10 protein-coding genes are annotated in these 11,323 nt (G+C 64.8%); 6 read left to right on the top strand and 4 right to left on the bottom strand.

The window, feature by feature from the left end; genetic code table 11:
* Position 1: 1 nt before the first annotated feature.
* Genes ACSHT2_RS30335 through ACSHT2_RS30310 form a run of 6 tightly spaced genes read left to right on the top strand, consistent with a single transcriptional unit; the run spans position 2 to position 6,194 of the window.
* Positions 2-712 (top strand): DUF1028 domain-containing protein, encoded by a 711-nt coding sequence (locus tag ACSHT2_RS30335; RefSeq protein ID WP_440638471.1) that lies wholly within the window; start codon positions 2-4, stop codon positions 710-712.
* Positions 709-1,698, top strand: a complete 990-nt coding sequence (locus ACSHT2_RS30330) for an ABC transporter ATP-binding protein (protein ID WP_440638470.1) — start codon at positions 709-711, stop codon at positions 1,696-1,698. The genes ACSHT2_RS30335 and ACSHT2_RS30330 overlap by 4 nt, the downstream gene beginning before the upstream one ends.
* A complete protein-coding gene (locus ACSHT2_RS30325) occupies positions 1,698-2,804 on the top strand; it encodes an ABC transporter ATP-binding protein (protein ID WP_440638468.1) in 1,107 nt (368 codons plus the stop codon). Before ACSHT2_RS30330 ends, ACSHT2_RS30325 begins: the two co-directional genes overlap by 1 nt.
* Before the next feature lie 17 nt (positions 2,805-2,821).
* Positions 2,822-4,333 (top strand): ABC transporter substrate-binding protein, encoded by a 1,512-nt coding sequence (locus tag ACSHT2_RS30320; protein ID WP_440638466.1) that lies wholly within the window; start codon positions 2,822-2,824, stop codon positions 4,331-4,333.
* Positions 4,334-4,364: 31 nt separating this feature from the next.
* Positions 4,365-5,306 carry an ABC transporter permease gene (locus ACSHT2_RS30315; protein WP_440638465.1) on the top strand — a complete coding sequence of 314 codons (942 nt, stop codon included), beginning with the start codon at positions 4,365-4,367 and terminating at the stop codon, positions 5,304-5,306.
* A gap of 3 nt (positions 5,307-5,309) precedes the next feature.
* A complete protein-coding gene (locus ACSHT2_RS30310) occupies positions 5,310-6,194 on the top strand; it encodes an ABC transporter permease (protein WP_440638463.1) in 885 nt (294 codons plus the stop codon).
* Between the two features lie 27 nt (positions 6,195-6,221).
* Here ACSHT2_RS30310 and cnbZ read toward each other — a convergent pair whose 3' ends face one another.
* The 4 genes from cnbZ to ACSHT2_RS30290 are packed head-to-tail and all read right to left on the bottom strand — an operon-like array spanning position 6,222 to position 11,211.
* Positions 6,222-6,968, bottom strand: coding sequence for a 2-amino-5-chloromuconate deaminase CnbZ (gene cnbZ / locus ACSHT2_RS30305; protein WP_440638462.1), 747 nt, complete (start codon positions 6,966-6,968; stop codon positions 6,222-6,224).
* A 9-nt stretch (positions 6,969-6,977) separates the two neighbouring features.
* On the bottom strand, positions 6,978-8,222 hold the full coding sequence (locus ACSHT2_RS30300) for an adenylate/guanylate cyclase domain-containing protein (RefSeq protein ID WP_440638461.1): 1,245 nt from the start codon (positions 8,220-8,222) through the stop codon (positions 6,978-6,980).
* Positions 8,219-8,608 carry a response regulator gene (locus ACSHT2_RS30295; RefSeq protein WP_440638459.1) on the bottom strand — a complete coding sequence of 130 codons (390 nt, stop codon included), beginning with the start codon at positions 8,606-8,608 and terminating at the stop codon, positions 8,219-8,221. Before ACSHT2_RS30295 ends, ACSHT2_RS30300 begins: the two co-directional genes overlap by 4 nt.
* A complete protein-coding gene (locus ACSHT2_RS30290) occupies positions 8,605-11,211 on the bottom strand; it encodes an ATP-binding protein (protein WP_440638458.1) in 2,607 nt (868 codons plus the stop codon). Before ACSHT2_RS30290 ends, ACSHT2_RS30295 begins: the two co-directional genes overlap by 4 nt.
* Positions 11,212-11,323: the final 112 nt, after the last annotated feature.

Here is an 11,323-nt window from a genome sequence, read left to right as displayed (position 1 = left end):
CATGACCTGGTCGATCATCGCGCGAGACCCTGCCACCGGCCAGTTTGGCATTGCGGTCGCGACCCGCTTCTTCGCCGTCGGCGCGCGGGTTCCGTACATTGCCGCCGGCCTCGGCGCCCTCGCAACGCAGGCCTTCGTCAACCCCTATTACGGCATCGACGGCGTCAAGCTGCTGCGGAAAGGTTTGAACGCGCACGACGTGCTCGCCACCCTGCTCGCGAGCGACGACGGCCGCGAAAGCCGCCAGATCCACATCATGGATGCCAGCGGCGCCATCGCCGCGCATACAGGGCGCGATTGTGTCGACTGGTGCGGCCACATCGCAGGCAGCGGCTTCTCGATCGCGGGCAACATGCTCGCCTGCGCCGACGTGCTCGACGAGACGGCAAAGACCTACATCGCCAATGACAGCCTCCCCTTTCCGCGCCGCCTGCTCGCCGCGATGCGCGCAGGCGAAGCCGCCGGCGGGGACAAACGCGGCAAGCAGTCCGCCGCGCTGCTGATCCACGGCGAGGAGGAATGGCCGACGCTCGACATTCGCGCCGACGACCATCCCGATCCCCTCGGCGAGCTCGAGCGGCTCGAAGATGTCAGCCACGAGCTCTGGGTGCACTTCCGCGCCTCCATGCCGACGCGGCAGAATCCGGCCGGCAACACTGATCGCAGCGTCATCGACGCCAGCATTGCCGCCGCCCGGGCAAGGCAGTCATGAGCACGAGCCCCCTCATCGAGATCAGGGATCTGCGCATCCGTTTTCACGGCGACGACGGCCGCATCACCCACGCCGTCGACGGCGTCGATCTCAGCGTCGCCAATGGCGCCACGCTCGGCCTCGTCGGCGAATCCGGCTGCGGCAAGAGCGTGACCTCTCTTGCAATCATGGGCCTCTTGCCGAAGCAGAGCGCGGAAATATCGGGCGCGATCCGCTTCGACGGTTTCGACCTGCTGAAGACCCCGGACCAGACGCTGCGCGACCTCCGCGGCAACCGGCTGGCGATGATCTTCCAGGAGCCGATGACCTCGCTCAACCCGAGTTTCACCATCGGCGACCAGATCATCGAGACGATCCTGCGCCATCGCGGCGGCTCGCAACGAAGTGCGCGCGAGCGGGCGATCGAGCTGCTGCGCCGCGTCCACATCCCATCGCCCGAGCGGCGCATCGACGAGTATCCGCACAAGCTCTCCGGCGGCATGCGCCAACGCGTGATGATCGCGATGGCGCTGGCCTGCGATCCGCGCCTGCTCATCGCCGACGAGCCGACGACCGCGCTCGACGTCACCCTGCAGGCCCAGATCCTGGAGCTGATGCGCGAGCTGAAAGCCGCGAGCGGCGCCGCGATCATCCTGATCACCCACGATCTCGGCGTCGTCGCCGAGGTCTGCGACGAGGTCGCGGTGATGTATGCCGGCGAGATCGTCGAGCGCGCGCCGGTGGACGAGCTGTTCTCGGCGCCTCAGCATCCCTACACCGTCGGTCTGCTCGGCTCGATCCCCCGGCTCGACCATCGGGCCGAGCAGCTTGCGACGATCGAAGGCATGGTCCCGAACATGGCGCAGCCGCCCGCCGGTTGCCGCTTCTCTGCGCGCTGTCCCTTCGTGCTGGATGCCTGTACGAAGGCGCCGCCGCCGCTGCTGGAAGTCGGCCCCAGGCACCTCTCGCGCTGCATCCGCGCGCCGCTCGAACTCCTGGTGTCGTGATGGCCCTCCTCGAGGTCGAAGGCCTGGTCAAGCATTTCGTCGCCGAGCGATCACTGTTCGGCCGGGCGCTGGCGCATGTCAAAGCGGTCGATGGCGTCAGCTTCTCGCTGGAAGCCGGCAAGACGCTGGCGCTGGTCGGCGAGTCCGGTTGCGGCAAGTCCACTGTCAGCCGCCTGGTCTTGCGGCTGATCGAGCCGGACGCCGGCACGGTTCGCTTCGAGGGCCGCGATCTGCTCTCGCTCGATGCCGGCGGCTTGCGCGCCTTCCGCCGCGAGGCGCAGATCATCTTCCAGGATCCTTACGCCTCGCTCAATCCGCGCATGACGGTCGGCCAGATCCTGACCGAGCCGCTGGCGCTGCACGATCTCGTTCCGGCGCCGCGACGATCCGAGCGCGTCGCCGAGCTGCTGCGGCTGGTCGGGCTCGAGCCGCGGCTGGCGCGGCGCTATCCGCATGAATTCTCCGGCGGTCAGCGCCAGCGCATCGCCATCGCGCGCGCGCTCGCGGTCGAGCCGAAGCTGATCATCTGCGACGAGCCGGTCTCGGCGCTCGACGTCTCGATCCGCTCGCAGATCCTGAACCTGCTGCGCGAGCTGCAGGACAGGCTCGGTCTCGCCTACATCTTCGTTTCGCATGACCTCGCCGTGGTCAAGCACATCGCCGACCACGTCGCGGTGATGAATCTCGGCCAGATCGTCGAGACCGCGGAGGCGGACGCGCTGTTCGCCGCGCCGCGCCACCCCTACAGCCGGGCGCTGCTGTCCGCGATCCCTGTGCCTAAACCGCGGGCAAAGAGCAGCCGGATTGTGCTGCAGGGAGAGATCCCCAGCGCGATCAATCCGCCGCCGGGATGCCGCTTCCACACCCGCTGCCCCTATGTGGTCGATCGCTGCCGCAGCGAAATGCCTCAGCTCGTCGCGGATGGCATCGGACATGCAACGGCCTGCCACCGAACACCGGAACTGCCCTCCTCGGAGGCGATCGTCCCCATGGACGGCGGCTTCTCGCCGGTCCTGGAAAAACTGGTCGCAGCCTTCAGCGGCGGGCCGGAAGCAGCACGCGGCGGCGGGGTTAGTTCATTGGGAGCGGGCCCCACATCGCCGTGAAACAGAGGTTGAGAACGATGAGCCTTGTGCGTTTGACAATCCTGGCGTCGGCATTGCTGACGTCGCTCGCGGGCACAGCCCAGGCGCAGACTACGCTTCGCATCGGCATCGCCGAAGACCCCGACATCCTCGATCCCAGCATCGGCCGCACCTATGTCGGCCGCATCGTCTTCTCTGCGTTCTGTGACAAGCTGTTCGACATCGACGAGAAGCTCAACATCGTGCCGCAGCTGGCGTTGTCCTACGAGACATCGGCCGACGGCAAGGCCATGACGATCAAGCTTCGGCCCAACGTGAAGTTCCACGATGGCGAGCCGCTCGACGCGGAAGCCGCAAAATTCTCGATCGAGCGTCACATGACGTTGCCGACCTCGTTCCGCAAGTCCGAGCTCGCCAGCGTCGACCATGTCGAGGTGGTCGATCCCCTCACCATCAAGCTGGTGCTGAAGACGCCCTACTCGCCGCTGATCGCTCAGCTCACCGACCGCTCCGGCATGATGGTCTCACCCAAGGCTGCGAAGGAGGCCGGTGACAAGTTCGGCCTGCATCCGGTCTGCGCTGGTCCCTACAAATTCGTCGAGCGCGTCCAGCAGGACCGCATGGTGTTCGAGAAATTCGCTGATTACTGGAACAAGGACAACATCCACATCGACCGCGTCGTGTTCCAGCCGATCGTCGACGCCACCGTGCGCCTCGCCAATCTGAAGTCCGGCGCGCTCGACCTGATCGAACGCGTGCTCGCCACTGACATCAAGGACGTCCGCGCCGATTCCCGGCTCGTATTGTCGACCGCGCCGGAGCTTGGCTATCTCGGCCTGACCATCAACATCGGCAACGACAAGAACAAGGGCCCGCTGAGCCAGTCGGCAAAAGTCCGGCAAGCGCTGGATCTGTCCATCGATCGCGAGGCTCTCAACCAGGTCGTGTTCAACGGCGAGTTCACTCCGGGTAACCAATGGGTCAGCCCGACGCATCCCTATTACCAGAAGGCATTCCCGGTTCGCGGCCGCGACGTTGCCAAGGCCAAGGCGCTCCTGAAGGAAGCGGGCGTCACTTTGCCGGTGACGGTGGACTACATGATTCCGAAGGGCGCGGAGAACGAGGCCGTCGCCCAGGTCGTCCAGTCGATGGCGGCGGAAGCCGGCTTCGACATCAAGATCCGCGCGGTCGAATTTGCGACCACCTTCAAGCAGGCCCAGGCCGGCGAGTTCCAGGTCTTCCAGATCAACTGGAGCGGCCGGATCGATCCCGACGGAAATTCCTACATCTTCATGCGCAGCAAGGCGCCTCAGAATGATGGAGGTTATTCCAACCCCGAGGCCGACAAGCTTTTGGAAGAGGGGCGAGCGACAGCGAACGTCGACGAGCGCAAGGCGATCTACGCCAAGCTGACCAAGATCCTGCTCGACGACCTGCCGATCATCTACATCTATCACCGCACGCTCCTGATCGCGCACACCAAGAAGCTCGAGGGTTACCGGCAGATGCCCGATGGCCTCGTTCGCGTGGTCGGGCTGAAGTTCAAGTGATCGCGACAGCGCCCCTGAGGCGACCGGCACCATGCTGAACTTCCTCGCCCGCCGCATCGCGCAGATCGTGCCGACACTGTTCTTCGTGTCGGTGCTGATCTTCTCGTTGCAGCAATTGCTGCCGGGCGATCCCGCGCTGGTGATGGCCGGCGAGGAACGCGACCCCGCCGTGATCGAGCAGATCCGCCAGCAATACAAGCTCGATCAGCCGATCCCGGTGCAATACGTCTACTGGCTCAGGGGCGTGCTGACGGGTAATTTCGGCGAGTCGCTGCGCAACAAGATGCCGGTGCGCGAACTGATCGCGCAGAAGCTGCCGGTCACGCTCCAACTCGGCTCGATGGCGATCCTGATCGCGTTCTTCATCGGCATTCCCGCCGGCATCATCTCCGCGGTGAAGAAAGGCACGGCCTGGGACTACGGCGCCAATCTGTTCGCGCTGTGGGGCATCTCGACGCCGAACTTCTGGCTCGGAATCCTCTTGATCTTCCTGTTCTCGATCAAGCTCGGCTGGCTGCCGGCCTCGGGCTACGTGCCGCTGACAGAGGACTGGCGCGCGAGTCTCGCCGCCACCATCATGCCGGCCTTCGTGCTCGGCAATGCGATTTCCGCGATCCTGATGCGACACACCCGCAGCGCCATGCTCCAGGTGCTGGAGAGCGACTATGTCCGCACCGCTCGCGCGAAGGGCCTTTCCGAGCGCTCGGTCATCCTCAAGCACGCCATGCGCAATGCACTGACGCCGATCATCACGCTCGGCGCGCTCGAGCTCGGCACGCTGCTGTCGGGCGCGGTGCTGACCGAGCAGATCTTCTCCATTCCCGGCTTCGGAAAGCTGATCGTCGACGCCGTCTTCAACCGCGACTATGCGGTGGTGCAGGGCGTGGTGCTGGTGACCGCCACCGTCTACATCACGCTGAACCTTGTTGCCGACGTCGCCTATATCCTCGTCAATCCGCGGCTGCGAGGCTAACCCATGACTGACGCCGCCCTGCCCGGTCCCGTCACCCAAGCCTACGAACTGGATAGCCCGGCCCTCCGCGCACGTCGGCGGCTGTTCAAGCGCAAGGCAGCGGTGTTCGGGCTTGTCGTGATCACAACATTCATTCTTCTCGCAGTCCTCGCGCCACTCGTCGTGCCCTACGACCCCATCGCGACGAGCTGGGGGCTGGTGCGCAAGCCGCCGACCGCGGCGCACTGGTTCGGCACCGACGAGCTCGGCCGCGACATCCTCAGCCGCGTTGTCTACGGCGCGCGTGCCTCCTTGCTCGCGGGCCTCATCTCGGTCGCGATCGCGCTCGGCATCGGCGTGCCGCTCGGCCTTCTCGCCGGCTATCGCGGAGGCTTCACCGATGCGCTGATCAGCCGGATCACCGATGCGATGCTGGCCTGCCCGTTCCTGATTCTGGCGATCGCGCTCGCGGCATTCCTCGGGCCGAGCCTCGGCAATGCCATGATCGCGATCGGCATCTCGGCCACCCCGATCTTCATCCGCCTGACCCGCGGCCAGGTGCTCGTCGTCAAGGCCGAGGACTATGTCGAGGCTGCGCGGGCGCTCGGCAATCCGCCGTGGCGGATCGCGTTCTCCCATATCCTGCCGAACATCCTGCCCGCGCTGCTGGTGCAAGCGACGCTGTCGATCGCCGCCGCCATCATCGCGGAAGCCGCTCTGTCCTTCCTCGGCCTCGGCCAGCAGCCGCCCGCGCCGTCATGGGGCAGCATGCTCAACGCCGCGCAACGCTTCCTGACCCAGGCGCCCTGGATGGCGATCTGGCCCGGGCTTGCGATCTTTCTCGTGGTGCTGTCGCTGAACCTGCTCGGCGACGGCTTGCGCGACGCGCTCGATCCGCGGCAGCGTTGAGGCTGGATCGGGACTCCCTTCGGCGGATCAAATCACCATTTCCCGCATCACTCGCCGGCAATCCATCTCGTATTCGAGATCGACCACCGGCGGCCGGGCAAAATGCCAGGTCAGGCCGGAGCGCAATGCGCCGCGGCGGACCAACTCGTCGACCAGCGCGTGGTGAAAGTCGTGCACGGAATAGGCCTGCACGCCGGTCGTGTCCTTCCACCCGAAGCCGAAGGCCGCCATCCGACTCTCCATTTGCGAGGTCGTGGTGAAGCGAACCTTCTCCCGCAGGCCTTCCGGACTGAGGTCGCGGTAACGCACGGTGCGCTCGACATAGGTGCCGCTGCCCTCACGGGCCTCTGCGCCGCCGGCGATGACGAAGCTGGGCGCGTTTGACTGTGTCGGGCGCGTGAAGGAGAACGCGTAGAAGGACGGCTCGGACGGCGGATCGATCTCCGGACAGACATTGCTGCGCGCCACCGGATTGGTGGTGCCGTCGAAGATACCCCACTCGGCGAGCGTCTTCACATAGTGCAAGTTGAACGTACGAAAGCCTTCCTCGCTGAAGGCCGCCGGTGAACGCAACTCGCAGGCGCAGAATGCCGTCAACGGACGCCCCGCCTCCTGGATGAACTTTGCGGCCAGCGCAAAGCCTTCCGCGAGCGGCACCACGCGATCGAACCGGACGCGCTCGATCTCATAGCCCTCATCCGCAGCGGCGCCGGCGGAATACTGGAACACGGATGGAATGAAACGATAGTTGCCGGCGGAGAATTCGCGCGTCATGATGGACTCCTATTCCAATTGCATGCGAATGCCCTTGGCGCCGTTTAGCAGGCGCTTCAGGTGAAGACCGGCCAGCGGATCGTCGGCATGCATCCCGACCAGCGCGGCAAAGGCCGGCATGGCGGCGGCATCGCCGGCCTCCATCTTGGCAAAAGCTTCGGAATATTGCGCCGTCGCCAGGGCTTCGAATTTCGCCTGGGGCAGCGGTTCGAACGCGCGCAGCGGCTCGCTGCGTCCGCGCAGCATCAGGTCGCCCACGGGACGACCATGGAAGTTCGCAGCCCCCTTGGCCACGCTGGCACTGACGCAGATGCGCGTTCCCAGATGCTTGTTGGCGGCCTCCAGCCGCGACGCCGTATTGATGGTGTCGCCATAGGCCGTGTAGTCGAAGAAGCGGTTGCCGCCGAAATTTCCGACCAGCGCGGGGCCAGCATGGACACCGATGCGGGTGGTCCCGAAATTCACGCCTCTCGCCTTCCAGCGCGCCGAAAAGTCCTCCGCCCAGGCGTCGAGGTCATGGGCGCAGGCGACTGCACGCGTCGCATAGTCCGGCTGGTCGCCGGGTGCGTTGAACAGCACCTGGATCGCGTCGCCGATGATCTTGGCGACCGTCCCCTCATGAGCAAAGACAATCTCGGTCATGCCGCCGACATATTCGTTGAGAAGCTCGCCCAGCGTCTGCGGGGCCGCGGTCTCGACCAGCGAGGTGAATCCGGTGATGTCGGTGAAGAGGATGGCCACATCGCGCCACTGCACCTCCATGCCGTCGACATCCGCCGCCAAGCGCCTTGCGATCTCCGGCGAGAAGAAACGCGACAGCGAGGCATGGGCGCGCTCGGCTTCCATCTGGCGTCGCCGCACTTCGCGCAGCATCTCCACATGACGAATGGTCTTCTCGATCGTGGTCTCCAGATCGGCGAAGTCGATCGGCTTGGTCAGGAAGTCGAACGCGCCACGGTTCATGGCGATGCGGATGTTGCTCATGTCGCCATAAGCCGAGACGATGATGGTCGACTTCTTGTCCTCGGTCTCCTGGAGCTTCGCCAGCAGCGACAACCCGTCCATCCGCGGCATGTTGATGTCGGAAACCACCATGTCGACATGCGGGTTCTGCTCGAGCGACTCCAGCGCTTCCAGGCCGTCGCGCGCGAATATGAGAGCGAGCTGCCCATCGCGAATCTGCCTGCGGAATTTCTGCAGGATCAGCGCCTCGAGATCAGGCTCGTCGTCGACGAAGAGGATGGTCGCAGTCATGCGGCTTGCTCAAGCCTCGTGTCGATCTCCTGCCGCAGCAGCGCGAAGTCGATCGGCTTGGTGAGAAGCCCGACGGCACCGTGCTCGATCGCCTTTCGGCGCGTCTCTGCGTCGCCATAGGCCGTGATCATGATGACGGGAACGTCCGGATGCGCGGCACGCACCTTCGGCAGCATGTCCAGCCCGCTCATGCCGGGCATGTTGATATCCGACAGGATCAGGATCAGCGAGGGATCGCGAACCTCGGCAGCGCGCTCGAGCGCCTCGGGGGCCGAGAGCGCGAACTCCATCTGGAAGCGACCGGAGCGCAGGTCGCGCCGGAACTGCTGCCGAAACAGCGCCTCGACGTCGGGCTCGTCATCGACGACCAGGATGTAGACGTTCAAGACTTGCCTCCAAGTGTACTGCCAGGTGTACTGCCAGCCGTGCTGCCTGTTGCCATCGTCCGCGGCAGGGTGATGATGAATTCGGTGAATACACCAGGCTCGGTGTTCACGTCGATCGTGCCGCCGTGTTGCTTCACGACGATGTCATGAGTCATGGACAGTCCGAGCCCCGTGCCCTCGCCGGCCGGCTTGGTGGTGAAAAAGGGATTGAACATCTTCTCCTTCACCTCCGGCGGGATGCCCGTGCCGTTGTCGCGGATCCGGATTTCGACGCTGCCGCCGAGATTCTTCGTTGTCGCGCTCAAGGTGGGCGCGAAGCTGTCCCCCTCGCTCTCCTTGCGCTTGGCCGCTGCGTAGAAGCCGTTCGAGATCAGGTTGAGGAAGACACGCGTGATCTCCTGCGGATAGATATCGACCATGCCGGCAGCGGGATCGAACGCGCGCTGGAGCGTGACGTGGAAGGCCGGTCTCTCGGCGCGCGCGCCGTGATAGGCCAGATTGAGGCTTTCCTCCACGACGGCATTGATGTCGACGGCGCGATGCTCGCCGGAGCCCTCGCGCGAATGCAACAGCATGTTCCTGACGATGGAATCGGCGCGCTTGCCGTGCTGCACGACCTTCTCGAGGTTGCCCCTGAGCATCCCGGTCAGCTCCTCGACCTCCTCCCTCGTCTTGCCGTCGAGCGAGGCCGATTGCAGGATCTCGTTGAGCTCGTCGATCAGCTCCGTCGAGACCGCGGAGAAATTGTTGATGAAGTTGAGCGGGTTCTTGATCTCGTGGGCAATGCCCGCCGTGAGCTGGCCGAGAGACGCGAGCTTCTCGGTCTGGATCAGGCGATCCTGGGCGGCGCGCAGTTCATCGAGCGACTGCGACAGCTCCCGGGTGCGTTCCTGGACCTCTTCGAACAATCGGACATTCTCGATCGCGATAAGGGCCTGGTCGGCGAATGTAGTGGCGAGTTCGATTTGCTTGTCGCTGAAGGGCCGCACCATATGCCGCGTCAGGACGAACACGCCGATTGGGGTTCCCTCCCGAAGCAAAGGCACACCCAGCATCGTACGTACGTTTGAACGCCTTCGCACGGACGAGGGTGCATATTCCGGATCGGCCTGCACATCCGGGACATGAACCGTCTTCGCGTCGAGCAGCGTCCGCCCGACCACACTTCCTCGTTCGGGTACCGAAGCAAATGTGCGAAGCTTGTTTTCCTGCTCCGCGTCAAGCCCGCAGCTTGCCGCCAGGTGGAAGACGCCAGCACTGGGGCGAAAGATCGTTCCTTCGTCCGCGTCACACAAGCGGGCCGCCGACCCGACAAGGGTGTTCAATACGGTTTGCAGGTCGAACGCCGAACGGCTGATGACTTTGAGCACGTCGGCGGTCGCGGTCTGCTGCTGCAACGACTCGCGGAGTTCCGCCGTCCGCTGCTCGACCTTGTTCTCGAGATCGGCATAGGATTCCTGCAAGCGCACACCCATGTCGTTGAACTGGTCGGCGAGCTCTTCAAGCTCGTCGCCGGTTTTGATCGAGATGCGCTGCGAGAAGTCACCGCCCCCGATCCGTTCGGCGCCGCTGCGCAGTGCCTGGATCGGCCCCACCATGCGGCGCGCGAGAAATATCCCCGCAAGCACGGCAAAGATCGACGCCGCGAGCAACACGACCGCAAGCCGCTGCAGCGACGCATAGAGCGCGGCATAGGCCTCCTCGACCGGCAACTCGACGAACATGGTCCAGTGCAACGGCTCGATCGGGGCCGATGCGGTCAGCACCTTCTGGCCCTGGATGTTGCGCGCTTCGGAAAGCGCCTCGGTGACGGTACCGCTCCCGGCCAGCGCGGCCCGCACCTGCGGGAGTCCGGACATGTCGGTATTGCGCAGGACGAGGCTGATGTCGGGATGCGCGATCAGTCGTCCCTCCGGACCGACCACGTAGGCGTGTCCGTGCTCGCCGACCTTGATCTGGGACACAACGTCCCAGATCAGCTTGAGATTGACCTCCGCGATGCTGACGCCGGCATCCCTGCGCACTCCCGCCAGCGCCAGCGTCATGTAGGGCTCGGATTCCCGGCGGAAATAGACCGGGCCGTAGTAGACCTTGTGCGCGACCGCCTCGGTGAACTTCGGATCGCTCGACAGGTCGATCCCGCTGTCGAGCGCGTCCATCGCCAGACGTGAGACCCGCAGCCGCTCCTTGCCGGTCGAATCCACCTGGGCAAGCTCGGTAATCGCAGGCACCTGGCGCAGGAGGCGTAGCGCGTCGAACCGGCGCTGCTCGATCGAACCACCCGACCAGGGCAGTTGCGTAGTCCAGCCGAGCTGGCTCTCGATCTCCTTGACGAACTGGCCGATCTTGGCCGCAGCCGCCTCGGCCTGCTCATGCTGGACCCGGATCAGCGAAGCCTTGTGCTCGCGATAATAGAAGAAGACCTCGAACAAGCCATTGGCGAGCAGAGCGATGGCGACGACGGCCACGAACAGCGCGACGTATTTGGTGAACAGCCGCATCCTGATTCCGCGGCCCGCCGTTTCGCCGAACGCGACTTCGCCTGGGGCCACGCTCGGCAGCGTCCCGGCTCGGGCTGTGTCGGGGTGGAGGGAAAGGCTCATCCCGCGAAACCTAGCAAGAAGACCGGACCTTGTCTCTCGCAAGCGCGGCAAAGGGTTTGCGAGCGACAAACGAAAAGGGCGGCAGCGGATAACCGCTGCCGCCCCTGGACTG

It is taken from the genome of Bradyrhizobium sp. PUT101 (assembly GCF_052043945.1).
Lineage (GTDB): Bacteria > Pseudomonadota > Alphaproteobacteria > Rhizobiales > Xanthobacteraceae > Bradyrhizobium.
This window is presented reverse-complemented; position numbering and strand designations above follow the sequence as displayed.

Bases quoted from the DNA above. Each gene is read 5' to 3' on its own strand.
- ACSHT2_RS30300 (WP_440638461.1), bottom strand. From the start codon at position 8,222: ATGACTGCGACCATCCTCTTCGTCGACGACGAGCCTGATCTCGAGGCG.
- cnbZ (WP_440638462.1), bottom strand. From the start codon at position 6,968: ATGACGCGCGAATTCTCCGCCGGCAACTATCGTTTCATTCCATCCGTG.
- ACSHT2_RS30310 (WP_440638463.1), top strand. From the start codon at position 5,310: ATGACTGACGCCGCCCTGCCCGGTCCCGTCACCCAAGCCTACGAACTG.
- ACSHT2_RS30325 (WP_440638468.1), top strand. From the start codon at position 1,698: ATGGCCCTCCTCGAGGTCGAAGGCCTGGTCAAGCATTTCGTCGCCGAG.
- ACSHT2_RS30290 (WP_440638458.1), bottom strand. From the start codon at position 11,211: ATGAGCCTTTCCCTCCACCCCGACACAGCCCGAGCCGGGACGCTGCCG.
- ACSHT2_RS30320 (WP_440638466.1), top strand. From the start codon at position 2,822: ATGAGCCTTGTGCGTTTGACAATCCTGGCGTCGGCATTGCTGACGTCG.
- ACSHT2_RS30335 (WP_440638471.1), top strand. From the start codon at position 2: ATGACCTGGTCGATCATCGCGCGAGACCCTGCCACCGGCCAGTTTGGC.
- ACSHT2_RS30330 (WP_440638470.1), top strand. From the start codon at position 709: ATGAGCACGAGCCCCCTCATCGAGATCAGGGATCTGCGCATCCGTTTT.
- ACSHT2_RS30315 (WP_440638465.1), top strand. From the start codon at position 4,365: ATGCTGAACTTCCTCGCCCGCCGCATCGCGCAGATCGTGCCGACACTG.